General features: G+C 58.0%; 12 protein-coding genes. 6 read left to right on the plus strand and 6 right to left on the minus strand.

Annotated elements, in window-relative coordinates; all coding sequences use genetic code 11:
* Positions 1-59: 59 nt before the first annotated feature.
* Entirely contained in the window at positions 60-722 is a 663-nt protein-coding gene (locus tag Mal15_RS23030) for a Uma2 family endonuclease (RefSeq protein ID WP_147869912.1), read from the minus strand.
* 59 nt (positions 723-781) lie between these two features.
* Between Mal15_RS23030 and Mal15_RS23035 the strand changes: the two genes are divergently transcribed.
* Positions 782-3,376, plus strand: a complete 2,595-nt coding sequence (locus Mal15_RS23035; RefSeq protein WP_147869913.1) for a sodium:solute symporter family transporter — start codon at positions 782-784, stop codon at positions 3,374-3,376.
* Positions 3,377-3,689: 313 nt separating this feature from the next.
* Here Mal15_RS23035 and Mal15_RS23040 read toward each other — a convergent pair whose 3' ends face one another.
* From Mal15_RS23040 to Mal15_RS23060, 5 genes are all read right to left on the minus strand, one after another.
* Positions 3,690-5,096 carry a DUF1501 domain-containing protein gene (locus tag Mal15_RS23040; RefSeq protein ID WP_147869914.1) on the minus strand — a complete coding sequence of 469 codons (1,407 nt, stop codon included), beginning with the start codon at positions 5,094-5,096 and terminating at the stop codon, positions 3,690-3,692.
* Between the two features lie 277 nt (positions 5,097-5,373).
* Positions 5,374-8,382, minus strand: a complete 3,009-nt coding sequence (locus tag Mal15_RS23045; protein WP_147869915.1) for a PSD1 and planctomycete cytochrome C domain-containing protein — start codon at positions 8,380-8,382, stop codon at positions 5,374-5,376.
* A gap of 10 nt (positions 8,383-8,392) precedes the next feature.
* Positions 8,393-10,054, minus strand: a complete 1,662-nt coding sequence (locus Mal15_RS23050) for a LamG-like jellyroll fold domain-containing protein (RefSeq protein WP_147869916.1) — start codon at positions 10,052-10,054, stop codon at positions 8,393-8,395.
* Positions 10,051-10,614, minus strand: a complete 564-nt coding sequence (locus Mal15_RS23055) for a sigma-70 family RNA polymerase sigma factor (protein WP_233902975.1) — start codon at positions 10,612-10,614, stop codon at positions 10,051-10,053. The genes Mal15_RS23050 and Mal15_RS23055 overlap by 4 nt, the downstream gene beginning before the upstream one ends.
* A 398-nt stretch (positions 10,615-11,012) precedes the next feature.
* Complete coding sequence (locus Mal15_RS23060) at positions 11,013-12,677, minus strand: integron integrase (protein WP_147869918.1); 1,665 nt, start codon at positions 12,675-12,677, stop codon at positions 11,013-11,015.
* A gap of 720 nt (positions 12,678-13,397) precedes the next feature.
* On the opposite strand from Mal15_RS23060, the gene Mal15_RS23065 reads away from it, so the two are divergent.
* The 5 genes from Mal15_RS23065 (at position 13,398) to Mal15_RS23085 (ending at position 16,857) form a co-directional block, all read left to right on the plus strand.
* The gene (locus Mal15_RS23065) at positions 13,398-14,075 is read left to right on the plus strand and encodes a hypothetical protein (protein WP_147869919.1); all 678 of its coding nucleotides are present in this window, start codon (positions 13,398-13,400) and stop codon (positions 14,073-14,075) included.
* 118 nt (positions 14,076-14,193) lie between these two features.
* A complete protein-coding gene (locus tag Mal15_RS23070; RefSeq protein ID WP_147869920.1) occupies positions 14,194-15,021 on the plus strand; it encodes a hypothetical protein in 828 nt (275 codons plus the stop codon).
* 136 nt (positions 15,022-15,157) lie between these two features.
* Positions 15,158-15,562: an SMI1/KNR4 family protein gene (locus tag Mal15_RS23075; protein ID WP_147869921.1), complete on the plus strand. Its 405-nt coding sequence runs from the start codon at positions 15,158-15,160 to the stop codon at positions 15,560-15,562.
* A gap of 119 nt (positions 15,563-15,681) precedes the next feature.
* A complete protein-coding gene (locus Mal15_RS23080; protein ID WP_147869922.1) occupies positions 15,682-16,125 on the plus strand; it encodes an SMI1/KNR4 family protein in 444 nt (147 codons plus the stop codon).
* Positions 16,126-16,257: 132 nt separating this feature from the next.
* A complete protein-coding gene (locus tag Mal15_RS23085; protein WP_147869923.1) occupies positions 16,258-16,857 on the plus strand; it encodes a hypothetical protein in 600 nt (199 codons plus the stop codon).
* Positions 16,858-16,942 lie beyond the last annotated feature (85 nt).

A 16,942-nucleotide genomic window follows, 5' to 3' on the forward strand; every position in this document is an offset into this window, starting at 1 on the left:
CGGCTGAACAAACGGACGTCCGCCTCGACGAGCCCGGAAGCCCATCCCACAGCACAATCCTAATCGCAAAGCTGTGCCAGGGCCGCCGCATTCGCTTGGTCTTCGAAGACCGCGGCGATTGGAATCGCGAACCCGGCGACCACCCTCGATTCGATCGATCCACCCGCCAACTTTTGGGCCAGATGGTAACCACTTTCGCCTTCCCGCAGGACGTACTGTTCGATCGTCCGCTCGTCGCAATCGATGATCCAGTACTCGGCGATGCCGTGCTGGGCGTAGTCCTGGAACTTGACGCCCTGATCACGCGACACGGTGCTTTCGGATAATACCTCGACGACAAAATCCGGCGCCGGAAACTGCATGTGGTCGGGGCCGAAGGTCGCGGCTTTGTCCTTGCCAAAGAAAACGAGGTCGGGTTCGTAATCGTTGCGGGTCAGGCAGATCAACGCTTTTTCAGAAAAGACTTCGCCGAGCCCGTTCCGATGTGCGAAGGTGTCGAGCAATTTGAGCAACCGTCGCGTCACTCTCAGGTGCTTTGCCTTGGCCGGTGAGTGCATCACCACTTCACCGGCGATAAACTCTGCCTTCACACTGGGCGGCAATTCACGCCGAAACGCTTCGCGCGCCTTTCGCTCGGTGGCCAATTTCGAATTGATCACTTCGGCGATCTTCGGCAGCTCGGGGCTCGCAAAAATTGATTCGAGATTGGATTCGTCAAGCATTTTCGTGGTAATCTCCTCGCCCACAGTTTATCACGCGACCCGCCAAATTTGCCAATCGAATGAATCGCATTGCCGCAGTTTTGCTCTTCCTGTCCATGTTGCCGCCGACCCTGCCTGGGGAAGACGCGGTTCAATTGAAGTGGGAGGAATTGCCGGCACTGCCCGACGCCTTGGGGTTTGCCGGCCCGTTCGTCGGGGTTCACCCGATCGCCGCCGCGGACCCGCAGGCGGCCGACGAAGTGCTGATCGTTGCCGGTGGAGCCAATTTTCCCGCACCGGTCTGGGAGAACGAAAAAGTTTGGCACGACCGTGTGTTTGTGGCCACCAAGGATCAGGGGACGTTGCACTGGACCGAAGCCGGGACGTTGCCCCGGCCGCTCGCGTATGGGGCCGCCGTTTCGACGCCCGAAGGTGTGCTGTGCCTGGGCGGCAGCGATTCCGAGCAAACGTTTCGCGACTGTTTTCTGTTGCGTTGGAAACCCCAATCAAAACAGATCGAAACGATCGACTACCCGCCGTTGCCAACACCGTGCGCCTTCGGTGCGGCGACGATCATCGGCAGCGTGGTCTACGTCGCCGGCGGGCAAAGTGATTCGGCGTTGTCGTCGGCCATGAATCAACTTTGGTCGCTCGATCTGTCACTAAAGGACTCCCCAGAATCATTTCAGTGGCGATCGCTTCCCGATTGTCCAGGGAAAACGCGGGCGCTGAATCTGACCGTCAGCCAGCACAACGGATTCGAGAGTTGCGTGTACGTCATCAGTGGTCGTCGCCAGGAGGGCGATCAGACCGAGTTTTTGAAAGACGTCTGGGAGTATTCGCCATCGACTCAAGCGTGGCGGAAACGGAGCGACGCACCGCGCAGCGTGATGGCCGGAACGGCAATCGGATTTGGCCAAAGTCACCTGTTTGTGCTCGGCGGCGACGACGGCGAATTGTTCGGCCGTGCCGACGAACTCAAGGACGATCATCCCGGATTCATTCGCCAGGCACTCGCCTACCACACCATCACCGACACATGGACAAGCGCCGGGCCGACGCCGATCAATCAGGTCACGACGATCGCGGTCGAGTTGGATGATTCAATCATCGTCGCCAGCGGCGAAGTCCGTCCGCGGGTTCGAACACCCAGCGTGTATCGCGTGACGCCGGTCACGTCCACGCATGGCTTCGGCGGTTTGAACTACGTCGTGTTGTTCGGATACCTGATCGCGATGGTCGGTGTCGGTGTCTACTTTGCCAACAAGAACAAGAACACCGACGACTACTTTCGCGGCGGCAAGAGAATCCCCTGGTGGGCCGCCGGGTGCAGCATTTTTGCGACGATGCTCAGTTCATTGACCTTTACCGGAGTCCCCTCCAAAGCCTTCGCCCAGGATTGTGTCTACGCGATCGGCAACTTCATGATTCCGGTGGTCGCGGTGGTGGCCGTTTTCGTGGCCCTGCCGTTCTTTCGGCGCATCGATGCGACGAGCGCGTACGAGTATTTGGAAAAGCGATTCAGCCGCCGGGTGCGGATGTTCGGCAGCGCCAGCTTTGCACTGTTCCATTTGTTTCGCATGGCGGTGGTGATGTCGCTGACGGGACTGGCGCTGGCCGTCGCCACGCCACTGACGCCGTCTCAATCCGTGCTGCTAATGGGCATCCTGAGCATTCTGTACTGCACGATGGGAGGCGTCGAAGCGGTGATCTGGACCGACACGATCCAGACCGTGGTCTTGCTGGGCGGGGCCGTGGTCGCGATCGTGTTGTTGGTGTCGGGATGCGAAGGCGGATTCGGAGGGTTCGTCGAATCGGTGACCCGGGCGGACAAGGTCAATGTCGCCAACTTACATTTCGACGCGACGTCGGGCCGCACCGCGTTGTGGGTGGTCATCATCGGTGCGATCGGGCAAAACCTGTCCTCGTACACCGCCGACCAAGCGGTCGTGCAACGTTACATGACGACCGAGACGCAGCGATTGGCGGCGCGGTCGATCTGGACCAACGCCGTGTTGACGATTCCCGCAACGATCTTGTTTTTCGGGATCGGCGTCGCCCTGTTTGCGTTTTATCAATCGCATCCCGAAAAACTGGATCCGACGATCACCACCGACCAGGTCTTTCCACTGTTCATCGCCCGCGAGATGCCGATCGGGTTGGCCGGGTTGATCGTCGCCGGCGTCTTTGCCGCCGCACAATCGACCGTATCGACCAGCATGAATTCGACCGCCACGGCAATCGTCACCGACTTCCTGAGACCGCAACAGGTTTGCAGCAGCGAAGCCGGTTACCTGACGGCCGCCCGCGTGTTGACGTTCTTGATGGGCGTCGCCGGCACGTTGCTGGGGCTGATCTTTGTCGACCCGAACATCAAATCGTTGTTCGACACCTTCATCGCCGTGATCGGATTGTTCATGGGCGTGCTCGGCGGCCTGTTCATCTTGGGTGCTTTGACAACCCGCGCCAACGGAAGCGGCGCGATGATCGGCGCCCTGCTGGGCGCGTCGGTCATGTTCTGCCTGTGGCGATTCACGCCACTCAACGGATACCTGTACACGGCAACCGGGATCAGCACCTGTGTCGTCGCCGGCTACGGCGCCAGCCTGCTTCTGCCGCAAGCCGACAAGGATCTGGCCGGGCTGACGATCCACACCCTGGGCGAAGCGGCGTGAACCGCTATTCCGCACCCGTCCCAGTCTACGCGCACCCCATCATTCTGCCCCGAATCATTCTGCCATCCCTCCCGTCGTTCCGATCGATTCGACATAACACCCTGGCTGGCTGGAGAGGTAGGAAGATTTTGGAGGTAGGAAAATTGCCCCAGTCGAAGGGAGACTGCATTTCAACATCTTCTTACCCCCGAAATCTTCTTACCCCATTTCGGGAAAGACTAAAAAAGCACGCCCGGCCTCTCGCTCCCCCGACGGCGCCGGGGACAAGTGGCAGGATTGACGAGTCTGGAAGCCTCTTCCACAACCAGCCACCTCAGGCGATCAGTTCCGGGATGATTTCGCCGCCGAATTGGCTGAGCTGTTTGAAACGGCCGCCGTGGAAGTAGGTCAGCTTGTTGTCGTCCAGTCCCAACAGATGCAACAGCGTCACGTGGAAGTCGCGAATCGGGTGCACGCACTCGACCGCCGACGAACCCAGTTCGTCCGTCCCGCCGACGACGCCCGGTTTCACGCCGCCGCCGGCCATCAACATCGTCATCGCCATGTTGTTGTGACCGCGTCCGAGCGAGTACACGCCGCCACGCTTGTTGTTGTCCGGCGTGCGACCGAACTCTCCCGTCCAGATCACCAACGTGTCTTCCAGCATGCCACGCTGCTTCAGATCGCGAATCAGCGCCGCCATCGGCTTGTCGACACTCTTGATCCGAGACGAGTGGCCGCGTTCCAGATAATCGTGGCTGTCCCAACCGCCGCTAAAGATCTGGACGAAACGAACACCGCTTTCGACCAACCGCCGCGCCATCAAACACTGGCGTCCGAACGTCTCCGTTTCCGGATCATCCATGCCGTACATCGAGACGGTGTCTTGCGATTCTTTGCTCAAATCGATCACGCCGGGGACTTCGGTTTGCATTCGGAACGCGAGCTCATAGCTTTGCATCCGGGCACTCAGTTTTTGATCCGCCGCACCGAGCGAATCCAAATGCGCCTTGTTCAGCCGCGCCAGTTCGTCCAGTGCTCGCCGTTGGTGATCGCGCGATTTGAAATCCTGTGGAGCAAGGTCCAGGATCGGCGATCCTTCCGGACGTAACCGCGTGCCCTGGTAATAGGGTGGCAAGAACCCGTTACTCCAGTTCGTCGGACCGCCCTGTGGCAACGCCAATTCGGTCATCACGACGTAGCCCGGCAGGTTCTGGTTTTCCGTGCCCAAACCGTACGTCGCCCAGGCACCGACCGCGGGGTCACCGCCCAAGCGGCTGCCGGTGTTCATGTGGAACAACGCTTCGGGGTGATTGAGCGATTCGGCTTGGCAACCGCGATAGTTGCACAATTCGTTCGCGACGTAGGGATCCGACAGGTACTTCCACTGGTCGCACATCTCGATGCCGGTGTCGCCGACCTTGTTGAACCCGAACGGGCTGCCGACAAAGAATTTGAATCCCTGTTCCTGGCCTGCCTTCAGCTTCGACTCGGTCTTGTGCAGCCGGGTCAATTCCGGCTTGGGGTCGAACGTGTCCATCTGGCCCGGCCCGCCTTCCATGAACAGCATGATGACGTTCTTGGCCTTGGCCGGCATCATCGGCGTTTTGGGTGACAGTGGTGAATTGCCCGCGGAGGCCTGCGCCGCGTCTTCGCCTTGGAGCATCGCCGAAAAGGCGACCGAACCCAGGGAAGCACCGAGTCCGAATAACGCGTCGCGACGATTGAGCTTGGTAGTCATCTGCCGTTTTCCTGTGCTATGAGAATCTGTCTGGTCTGTGTTTCGGATCAAAGTGAAAGGTCAAGTGAGTTCAGCCCGTGTTTGCATTGATGCCAGCGGGACGCGTGAGCGACCGGCCCGTAATCAAACTCGTTCCTAGGCTCCGCCTTGGAACGGGATGTCTGTGTGGCTCCAGCCACACCTGCCGTCAAAACGTGAGGCGGAGCCTCCTGGTTCCTTGTGTTCCCAGGCGGAGCCTGGGAACAAGTGGGATGGCTGACGCCACGTGCTGGCATACTTACTCCACATACATAAACTCGTTCGTGTTCCATAACAGCAGGCACATGTCTGCCAGCGCCCGCGTCTCGGGTGACACATCGGCGGCTTTTAGATCGTACTGGTAATTCTCGAACACCGGCAAAATCTCTTCGTATTTGAACACCTTGCCCGAAAACTCTTCCACCAACGAACGCGTGATGCTGCTCGGATACTCGACCGGAGCCGGTTCGACCGACCGGTGATAGGTCTGCATCTCTTTCACGTAACGCGTCAGTTGCTGTTGCTCGTCTTGGGTTGCGCCGCGTCCAAACGTCAATCGAAACGCCCGATCGATCTGTGCGGAAAGTTGATCGCGTTCCTTTTCCAGCCGCAGTGCAAAAGCGATCGAACGGTCGGTCATCGTCGCACTGTTCATCAATGTGAACACCTGCGGCGTCACCGAGGCGGATTCTCGCAACTCACACGACTCGTTCGGGTTCGGCTGGTTGAATAATTCGGTGAACGGATCGGCCATCCCGCGGACGTGATAGGCATAGATCGTTCGCCGGTTCCGCTGGTCGGCCTGCGGCGATGGTTGGTAGGAGGGGGCGAGCGAGAACTGGATCATTCTCGGTTGCAACGCCACCTCCATGTTGATCTCCGGCTTGATCGGCACACCTCCGTCGCAGTGTCGAAGCTCGCCGGTGATCGCCAGCACCGAATCACGCAGCTCCTCGGCACTCAATCGACGGCGTGGGAAATGCGACAGCAATCGGTTGTTCGGGTCGACTTCTTCCAGCCTGTCACCGGCGGTCGGGACCGTGGATCGGCGGTAGGCGTCCGACAGCATGATCGTGCGATGCATCCGCTTGATCGTCCAACCGTTCTCGACGAAGTCCGACGCCAGGAAATCCAGCAACTCGGGGTGCGAGGGCTTGTCGCCCTTGGCGCCAAAGTTGTTCCCGTTGGCGGCCAAACCGACTCCGAAATGGTACTGCCAGATTCGATTGACGATCGAACGCAGTGCCAAGGCGTTGTCCGGATGCGCGATCCATTTGGCCAGTCCCAGTCGACGTCCGTCGACATCCGGGGTCAACAGGAACGGATCTTCGGCAGCCGAATCGGCCGATGAGGGAGCCGGCAACCCGACCGCGCTCAGCACGCCCGGCAAGACCTGGTCGCCGAGTGCCGTCAACGCACCGCCGACAAGGATGTGGTTGACGACCGACTTCGTGTCCTTTTTCGGTTTGCCGATCCGCAGTTTGCGGGCGCCGTTCCAAGCCATTTCGGCATAGGCGGCGTTGTAGACGCTCTGCGCCATCGGCTGGTAGCGTTCCAGACGACGATTCCAGATCCACTCGTCTTGCTCGCGGACCTTCAATTGGCCTTGTTCGACGTAATCCAAACCGACGTGTCGTTCAGGCTTTTCTTCGTCCGGCAGATCCTTTCGCTGATTCTCGTTCTTGTACGGCAATCCGTGTTCGTCGAACCATTTCTTGGCCGCGGCTTCGCGTTTTTCGACCAGTTTGTTTTTCTCCGACACGGCAAAGTCCAGCATCTTTTGGACGTGCTCGCGGCCGCTTTCGAATCCTTCGGTGGACTCTTCGGGCAATAACGGCACGTTGCGTTCGGCCATGTGTGTGGTCGAAAACGCCGCGTACATGCGATAGTAGTCGCGCGTCGGGATCGGATCGAATTTGTGGTCGTGGCACTTACAGCAACGCATCGTGGTCGACAAGAACGTCTGCCCGGTGATGTTGACCAGGTCGTCCAAGTAAATCTGACGCGCCTCGTCGGCGTCGATCATCGCGTTGTCCCAGGGGCCCAGCCGCAGGAAGCCGGTCGCGACCAGCCACTCGGCTTCTTCGGCCGTGTAATCGCCGTTCAGACGAGTTTCTTGGACGACCTTTTCGTCCCCACCGCTGCGGGCTCGAACCGATTGGTCGGCCAATTCGTCTCCGGCCAGCTGCTCGACGACGAACTCGTTGTACGGTTTGTCTTCGTTGAACGCCCTGATCACGTAATCGCGATAACGCCACATGTTGGAACGCTCGAAATCGTTCGACATGCCACCGGTGTCGGCGTAGCGGGTGATGTCCAACCAGTGGCGTCCCCAGCGTTCACCGTAACGCGGGCTGGCCAGCAGCCGATCGATCGTCGCGGCCCACGCCGCATCGGCGTCTTCTTCCCATGCTTTGACGAACGCGTCGACTTCGGCGGGCGTCGGCGGCAATCCGGTCAAATCCAATGTCGCGCGGCGCAACAGGTCTCGCGGTTCGGCTTGCGGGGCGGGTTCCAATTCCGCCTGCTGCAGTTTTCGGTCCACGAAGTAATCGATCGCTTCATTTGCCGACGTGCCTTCGGGCAACAACTGCGACGTGGACTTCAGTGGTTCCCAAGCCCAGAGATCTTCTTTCTGGTAGCGGCGATCGGTCCATTGTTGGCTCGTTCCGCCGCTGGTGGTGAACAGCACGCCGTCTTTGGTTTCTTTCTTGGTCCGTTCTTCGTCGCGGTAACGTTGTTGCGTTTCTTCGTCCGGCCAGGGGGCGCCACTCTTGATCCAGCGCCGGAACAGATCGACTTGTTCCTCCGTCAAGCGATCGTTTTCCTTGGGCGGCATCTCCAATCCTTCCCAGGCGATCGCTTCGATCAGCGTGCCCTGGTCGGGGTGCCCCGGAACGATGGAGGGTTCTTCCGACTCGCCGCCGCGCAGCAGAGCGTCGCGGTTGAGCACGCTAAAGTCACCCTTGATGTCGTCTTCTTCTCCGCCGTGGCATCCCAAGCATTTGTCCGTCAGCAGCGGCAGGACTTTGAGCGTAAAGTCACGTTCGGCCGCGATCGCCGGATCCGCGTCCCATTCCGTCGCGGCCGGTTCATCTGCCCGAACCGTCCCCGCCATCAACCCCACCACCAGCAATACCATCCCTGCCAGCGGGAAGCGTAAGCGAGCGGCCCCAGCACCCATCCCCGCCGCCTGTGACAGACACCCGCCACCGTCGACCCCGTTTCGGCGATCACTCGATCGTCCTTGGGCAAGACTCAATTTCATTCCGGTGTCCCTATCGCTCATTCGGGTTTCCAACGTGATACAGGTTTAAAATTTCGGTAGCAGAAAGCGCGCCGGAGAAAAGCGCGAACTCGTCCACACTGCCGTTCAAGTTGCGGACGACAAACGTCGCATCGCTGCGATACATCGGTTCGCTCCAATTGCAAATCGACGCGGAGCCGATCTTGATCTGTTCGACGAGCAACTTTTCCGGGATCGATTGGCGGCTGATCGGTTCTCCGTTGACAGAGTGCGTCACCAGTTGCTGATCGACGTCGTAAACCGTTGCCAGCATCGTCCACTGGCCGCTCATCGAAGGGTCCCAGAACGGCGGCGAATAAAACACTTGGCGCTCGCGTTCGGCTTGCGTCCAATCGTCCATGTTCGGTGGCTTGACCGAAAAGAACATGCGGCCGTCATTCATGATCTGCCAATGCGGCTCGCGTTCTTCGTGGCCGTCGGTCAGAAACAGCGAGTTGTACCAGCGGTCCAGGCTGTTGATTTTGACCCAGCACATCAGCGTCAACCCACGATGTTCACCGGGGACGACAACGCGGACCCGGCTGCCCATGCGGCTGAAATCCAACGCACCGCCGTCGCGACCCCAGCGGTCTTGGGTGCGCGTCGCGGCGACCACCGCGCCATCACCGGCGATCACAGTGCCGTTGACCCGGCCGGCGGACGATGCCCGATTGACCAATTGCCGCGACCAGCCTTGGTCGGGATCGACCAGGTAATGCGCCATCAGCCGCGGATCGTTGCGAAGCATTTCCGTGGCCAGCTGCCACTGGCGAAAGTGACTCGATTGACGCCGGGCCAACGCGTCTTGAAACGCGGCCGGTCCGACCAGTGAGATGTCGTCGGCCGATTCCCGGGTCACCGTGCCGTTAGCAGCCAGTTCGACGCCTTCACCGACACGCAGCCGCCGGGTGCCGGAATCACTCGGCCGCAACTCCACTTCGCCGTCGACCACTTTCACGCTCGAACGCATCTCGTCGACTTCGACCGCGAACTCGGTTCCCAGATCGATGACTTCGCCTGCGCCGGTTTTCAAACGGAACCCTTGGGCGGGCTCGGGCACGTGCGCCCGTGCGCTGCCCCGCTGCATGCTGACTTGCATCGGCGAATCGATCGAAAACACCGCATCGCCGCGGATCACCATTTGGACGCCGCTGAACAATTCAACATGGACCAAACCGGAAACGAGGTGCAGTTCACCTTGCGGCAACAGTCCGCCGTTGTCGATCGGGTCGCCTTCCCAGACCGCGTCGGTCTGGCCGCTCAAGACCGCGAATCCCGTCGCCGAGGGTTCGTTTTCCGAGCGGATTTGCGCGGGCGGGTTTTCATTGTCCCGCTCTGCTATCTCGCGATCTGCGGCGCTATGAAGCATCGCCACGATGAAGACCAACGCGGCCGCGATCGCGACCACGACACCGGCCCAGCGGCGCAGGCGGCCGGACCGTTGATCCGTCGCGGCGGCGGAGTGATCGGGTGATGGGCGTTGCCCTTCCGACGCCAGTTCGGCGAGCAACAGGTCCATTTCCAGACGCCGGTAGTACGTCTTGCGGACCTCCGGATCGACGATCAGTTCGGCTTCCAGTCTCAGGAAATCGGCTTCGCTGATGTCACCGTCCAGAAGTGCATCCAACAATGTGGCTTGTTCATTCGGAGTCATTGGCGATCTCCCGTGGCGGCCAGTCGCCGCTGGATGCAATCGCCCAGCGAGGTGCGCAGCCGGTGAAGGGTCACTTTGATGCCGCCGACCGAGCGGCCGAGCTGGTCGGCAAATTCGGCCAGGGATTGCTGCGAGGCGTAGCGGCGCATCAGCAGGTCGCGGCTGGCCGGCTTGAGCGACTGCATGCACTCGCGAAGGGCCGCTTGCCGCTCGGCCAAATCGTCGTTGACCTCGGCCAATTCCGTCGCGATCGTCTCTTCCAATTCGTCCGAGAACCGCAGTCGGCTGTCGCGGGCTTGTCGTTTGCGGTGATTCAGGACCTCGAACCGGGCGACGGCCATCGTCCAGGCTTTGAAATTGGTCCCGGCCTCGAAATCACCGCGTTTTTCCCAGATTTTCGCGTTCGCCTGTTGGATCACATCCCCGGCGGCCGGGTCGCCAGGCAGCAGCGCACTGATGTACAGACGCAGGGGGAGCTGGCATTCGGTCAGCAGTGCGACGAAGGCGGAATCACCCAGCGGAGTAGGTTGGGCGGAATCGTCGTCGGGAGGTTGGTTCACGGGGTCCATGGTAGCTAAATGCCACGAAAGACCCGCAGGTTAACAAGAATCGAAACGATTCTTCCCTAAAACCACGCCCCAGCAGTGTAGAACCGCTGTCCCAGCTGTTCCCCCTGACCGCCCCGCGGGCACCTCCGCCATCAACCCCCACCACCCTCAAACGGCAAGTGTAAAACCGCTGTCCCAGCTGTTCCCCCTGACCGCCCCGCGGGGCACCGGACACCCTCAACTGTTCACCCCCGACCGCGCATCATCCACCCCTAACGCCCCCGTCAGCAACCCCCGACCCAACACCAACCACCCCAACGTCCCCGGTCGCCCGCCCCATCATTCTGCCCACCCTCTCGTCTTCGTCTGCCGCACCCTCCACGCCTCTTACGCCGACGACCACGGTCACGTCAATGCTTGACGAGCCGCGCGAAGAATCCATGACCTCGGGGCCGGTGAAGCATCCTGTGCAAGGACGCCCAGACCGCTCCAATCATCGCTCGCGCCCGACTTGAAACATTCTCCGTTTGCGCACCGGGCGGCTCATTTTCGGGTGGAAACGACGGCGCCACGTTTCCCACCGAGCCTCTCTCATGCGTCTCGCAGCCTACCGAATGGTCCGGTCTTGATGGCTCCACATCGCCGGCCGGAAGCGGCTCAGCGTTCGGAGGATCGATTGCTTCCATTTTCGTCGTATCGGTGCTTGTTTCTTGTCTCTCCTGCAGCCGATCGAGCGGGCTAACGATCTCCTTTTCCGCATCATTCAGGCAATGCAGATAGATCATCGTCGTTGAGATGTCCTTGTGCCCCAGCAATTCTTGCACGTCGCGAATGTCCGTGTTGTCTTTCAATAGATGAGTCGCGAAGCTGTGGCGAAACGCGTGCGACGTGATGCGTTTCAGTATCCCGGCGCGCTCGACCGCTTCCTTCAATTGCGCAGGAAACGTGTCTTCGTGCATGTGGTGTCGATGCAGTCGACCACTGCGTGGGTTCCTGGACCGTTGGCGCGATGCAAACAGATATTGCCAACGTAATTCCTTGTGCGCGTTGGGATACTTACGATCGATCGCCCTGGGCAAATACACCGACGCGGCACCCTCGTCCAAGTCGCGCTCGTGCAGCACCTTTCGCGACTTCAATTGACGACGCAACGCGGGCGCCGCAGCCTCCGGCAGCGGCACGCGGCGATCCTTTTTCCCCTTTGAATCGCAGACGATGATCATCTTTTGGTCGAAATCCAAGTCCTTCACGCGCAGGCTCAAACATTCACTCAACCGCAGCCCGGCGCCGTACATCAACTGTGCCATCAACAGATACACACCGCGAAGCTCCCCAAGCAGCGACGCGACTTCCTCGTGGCTCATCACCACGGGGATGCGTTGGGGTTTGGTGGACCGGATCGCGTCGACGCACTTGAGGTCGCGTTTCAAGACATGCTCAAACAGGTAAAGGATTGCGTAGAAAGCTTGATCTTGTGTTGACTCAGCGACGTTTCGATCGACCGCCATGTCTGTCAAGAACTCCTCGACGTCCACCGCACCGATCTCGCCCAAGCCCCATTGAGTGCTCGCGTCGGCGTCCTTGACGGATTTCCAAAGTCCGCGATACGAAAAGAAATCGCAGAGTTTGCCGATGTACGCCTTTTCGGTGTTCCATGCCAGTTTGTTCAATCGCATCGTCCGGCGCATTTGCTGGATCACCGGAGCTTCCTTGGTATCAATCTCCCCGACCAACTCTTTGATCTCGGGGCCTGAAAGCTCCGCCTGTCGCTCGCAACTGGCTTTGTAGCGCAGTTGAGCCACAATGCGATCCAGCCGCTCGCCGCTGTCTCGATGAAAGCGTTTCTGATAATCCGAAAGCGCCTCAGCAACCTTCAAACGTTTCCAAGCCGGCGCGCCCTTCTTTTTCTGGTCGATCAGAAATTCGATCACTTCGGATTGGCCAAAACGCCAGTTCGAATCGCCGCCGGTACCGTGAAAGACTGCCAGCTTTTGACGCCAAATCAACGCCCAGTCCGGCTTCTGGCCCGCTTGCTTCCCGGTCCGCTGCCCTCCGCCACTCTTTTGAATCGCCATCGGCCCGCCCCCTCCGCGAAACTGGTTGTTAAACCCGCTGCAGAACAGCCTCTCGCTGTGGAGGGGCGGGGTCAACCCCAATGGGTTGCAATCTTTTCAGAAAACAGGATAATTTGAAGATCACTTATCGCCGAGCCGGGGATAAGACCGCCGAAATCTTATCGACCCGGGGATAAGGCGGCAGATAAGACCCCCGCCCTGCGAGACCGGGTAATAAACAAGTTATCGCAATAAGAGTTCTCGCTCCAATTGAAACCAACCCATACGAACCGACACACAATCCAGACCGCCCGACGCAAGAAGTATCGACCCGGCGTTCGACATGGCCTGTGTGGATATCCGCCGGTTGGGTGCTGTTTCTGTTCTTATTCTTACCGGCAATTCCGGTGTCGCGATTGCGTCCGCCTCCTGATGGTGCGTTCTTGCCCATGCAACTGATCACCACCACGCTTTCAATTTGCGCAGCTGGACTACTGCTTTGCTGGCCACGTCGAAAGCGATGGCTATTGATAAACGTCCCCGTCGTGATCCTACTTTCTGCCGTACAATGGACAGCGTGGACACGATTTCCCTAACCAATGCTGCGAACCGCATCACACCGCACAAAAATCGCGATAACCATGCGATGATACGGAGCGGCGGTGGTCGCCGTTCACGCAGTGGTTGAGTCACCCGCCGCCGCCCGCATATCGCTGCCGTTCTGCCAGGAGGCATTTGTAGTTGAAGCTTTTTCTTTGGATCTGGACCTCCGTCGGTATCTTGCCGCTTTTCGCATTTTCTGCCTTGCACGCATATTCGGCGTGGCAGCTGCGACGAGCTCGGGCGAGCGAGTCGCATGACGAACTCGGAGAAAACGAATTCGTAATCACCATATCGGAAGTTCAGTTTGATGGGATGACTGATCCGATGGTGGTATCGCCGTCCGCTTGGCCTGCCTTGGCTAGTTTGGCTGGCATATCACTTACTTTGGCCGGCCTCCTATTTTTAATCCCCAAGCAGCCGCTTCGAATCAAAACGAATGTCTATGAACGACTGCCGACAGTTATCGATCGTATCGTTAACTCGAAGAAAGATCCCGCAACACTGATTGTCTCCGCCCGAGACGGAAATCGTGCACTTTCCGTATCGAAGAGAGATCAACGAATCGAAATCGGCCTTTCGCACAACCTGTCGGAAAGCCAAGAGATCTCAGAGATCAGAGGCCACTTTCGAACACTGGGAATTGAGCCAACGCATGATTACGAAACCTACGACGATCACTTTGACATTACGACGGTCCATCTGGAGTACGATATAACCGACCACGCTCCAGAGACGAGCAAGTTTTGCGAATTCATTTTTCGCGACGTCTACTCAATAGGCTCTAACGAAACTGTTGAATGCGACATCGACGATTAAAACGGGCAGAACCATGGGATGCAACGGAGCGGCGGTGGTGCGATTTTTGGTGAGATCAATGTCAACTCCCGCCGCCCGCTGATCCCGGACGTTATCGGAAAAGGAAAGATACACTCCGATGGGATGGAAACTCGACGAATCAGTGCTCGACGCACTTATTGAGCTTGAATCTTTTGAAAAGCAGATTCGTCAAGGTAAGGTCGAAGGCGGAAAGGCAGAGCTTCCCTACGTTGCTTTATCCTATACAGCACTGAAGCAACTCGGGTTCGATACCACCGATTCATCCATTTCGGAACTCCTCACAGAATCAATTGCCCCGATCGTCTCATTGCATACGACGGAATGGTGGACGGAGGACAATGCGAAGATTTTCGCGGAGAATTGCAAATTCAACGAATTGGAAACGATAGCCACAATTCAGAGTTGGAAACGGTTTGCACCGGAAAATCGGCATTCACTAGATATCGATAGGGAGAGCATCGGACCGACGATCATCGCCTGTCTCGTTGCAGAAGACTTCGACGCCTTGCATGCCGTTGCGCAGTTCCACTCTCATGAAATGGGACCAATGTACTACGGGGGGAATATCGATGAGCTTTATCAGCGTCTTCTCATGCTACTGATGGCAAAATTGGGCGGAGTAAATGCCTCGCCCTACGAGCACGCAATACAGGAGATTCGTGAACGACCATTGAAGATGTCTACATCGCTCCAAGAACTGATTCTAGCAGTAGATGATAGTGACCAGTCGGCTTTCGATAAATTGCTTCCAGGTTCGATTTCAATCCGTAATTCACGCTGGGAATTTATGTCAGTGCTCGATCATATTTCACTTGAGCATTCAATTGTGATTGCGATTGCGGAAATGAAGGGGATGGCGATTCCTCGTCTTTCAAACAAGCGGCGACAATCGATCGTTCGAATGTCAGATCTTCGTAGTTGGTGACAGTGCGTGAAATCACAATATCCGATAACCATGTGATGCAACGGAGGACGGGTGGTCCGTTTTCTCGTTTGCTTGCAGGTCGTTCGCCCGTCCCCGCTGATCACTACCGTTCTGTCATTGATGAATCGTCATTCCAATGCCGTTTCCCGTCGACTCAAAATGGATCACAAAAACCGAGAACAAACTCGGTGTGCGATTCCCGGCGTCCTTCGTGGCAGCAATGTCGGAAATGAACGGTGGCTCCGTCCGGACTCGAATCGATGACTTCAATTTGTTTCCATTTCTCGACGCGTCCGATCGTAAACGCATCCAGCGAACGTGCGGCAGCATTGATCGCGAAACAACCACAGCACGAAAGGATTGGACTGGATTTCCGCCCGACGCCGTGGCAATTGGCGCAAACGGCGGAGGTGATTTGCTTGTGCTGATACCGATGCCCGATGAATCAGACTCATTGCAGCATTCGGTATACTGGTGGGATCACGAGACCGGCGACGTCGAATTGGTCGCTGATGACTTTGGCGATCTCCCGAAAACGTGACAGAACAATCCAATGCACCCGAGCGGCGAAGTCAGCCGTTTTCCAATTGACAGTCTCTCGTCGCCGCCGGGTGATTGGTGACGTTCGCCGACCAAGCGTATCGATAATCCGCCCCCGAAATGAGCACGTTTACGGACAATGCCGTTCTCGAAATGTTTCGCGACCTACCTGGACATCGCGGGTGTGCAGATGGGGAATTTGACGCCATCGAATCAAGACTCGGCATCAAGTTCCCTGGCTACTATCGCAGGTTGATGTCGTTCGATTCTGATCGCCTCATCAACACTGGCATGATTCTGCCCCTCAGCCAGATCCGCGCTAACACAATCGCCGAGATTGATCCGCTTGATGGCGAGCCACCAATTATTGTAACGCCTCGCATCGTTTTTGCGGTTGACGACATTCGTGCGATCTTTGCGATGGATTGTCTGGGATCCGACGACTCACCCGTCTACGAGTTCGATCACTACAATGCCGACGAAGACTCACAACCGATCAAGATCCACGATACTCTTGCCCCGTTCTTTGCTGATATACTCCGTGTGTATCTCGGACTTCGATAGGATGGCGGCGAACCATGGGATGCAACGGAGCGGCGGTGGTGCGGTTTCTCATGAGATCAATGTCAACTCCCGCCGCCCGCTGATCCCGGTCGTTCGTCGACTTGCGGCAGTGACACTCAGCGAGACTTTTTTTTGCCAGCGCTCAATCACGAAAGCCAGCGTTTTCAGTTTCGCATTTTGGATCTATTGGTTGCGCCACTTGCCATTGTGATTGCATTTTCAGCGTCCATCTCGCTTGATCTCCTGGCAATGGACACCGCTGACTGGCTTTTGGGGATTGGCTGGCCTGGACGATTGAGGGAATCGTTGGAGCGGCTATTTTCGCTTCAAACACGTGAACTGATGACTGCTGGTATGACGCTTGCGATACCGTCGGTGCTCGCCCTGGTTTTGCTCGTTTGCTTGCTGGCTGTAACCGTCACTCGTATTGGAGTTCAGCTCGCAGGTTTGCTGCCAATTGCACATCTCTATGTAACCTCCTGGTTCCTGAATGGCGAGTTTCTTTGGGCGCTACACGCGGCACATGTGATTGTCGTTGTTCCCTGCTGGCTATTCGCGTGGTATTCGTATCGTGCTGGGCGGCATTTTCTTCTCGGTAGCAGGCCGGCTATGTTGGCAGCCGTCCGGATAACTTGTGGACTGGTTCTCACTTTTATGGTTGCTGCGAGCCGCTCGCTATACCTAAACTACCTCAACCTACTTGACGAGATCTTTGCTCTACCGTCGGTTTGATCGCCTTAGCTGGGGCACGACGAACCAGCGGATGCACGTGAGTCGCCGAGTTGAGTTTTTTGAAGTGGTTGATCGTTCGCGGCGA

It is taken from the genome of Stieleria maiorica, assembly GCF_008035925.1.
Lineage (GTDB): Bacteria > Planctomycetota > Planctomycetia > Pirellulales > Pirellulaceae > Stieleria > Stieleria maiorica.

Excerpts from the sequence above, each read along its gene's own strand:
- Mal15_RS23030 (WP_147869912.1), bottom strand. The coding sequence starts at position 722 with ATGCTTGACGAATCCAATCTCGAATCAATTTTTGCGAGCCCCGAGCTG.
- Mal15_RS23035 (WP_147869913.1), top strand. The coding sequence starts at position 782 with ATGAATCGCATTGCCGCAGTTTTGCTCTTCCTGTCCATGTTGCCGCCG.
- Mal15_RS23040 (WP_147869914.1), bottom strand. The coding sequence starts at position 5,096 with ATGACTACCAAGCTCAATCGTCGCGACGCGTTATTCGGACTCGGTGCT.
- Mal15_RS23045 (WP_147869915.1), bottom strand. The coding sequence starts at position 8,382 with ATGAAATTGAGTCTTGCCCAAGGACGATCGAGTGATCGCCGAAACGGG.
- Mal15_RS23050 (WP_147869916.1), bottom strand. The coding sequence starts at position 10,054 with ATGACTCCGAATGAACAAGCCACATTGTTGGATGCACTTCTGGACGGT.
- Mal15_RS23060 (WP_147869918.1), bottom strand. The coding sequence starts at position 12,677 with ATGGCGATTCAAAAGAGTGGCGGAGGGCAGCGGACCGGGAAGCAAGCG.
- Mal15_RS23070 (WP_147869920.1), top strand. The coding sequence starts at position 14,194 with ATGGGATGGAAACTCGACGAATCAGTGCTCGACGCACTTATTGAGCTT.
- Mal15_RS23075 (WP_147869921.1), top strand. The coding sequence starts at position 15,158 with ATGCCGTTTCCCGTCGACTCAAAATGGATCACAAAAACCGAGAACAAA.
- Mal15_RS23080 (WP_147869922.1), top strand. The coding sequence starts at position 15,682 with ATGAGCACGTTTACGGACAATGCCGTTCTCGAAATGTTTCGCGACCTA.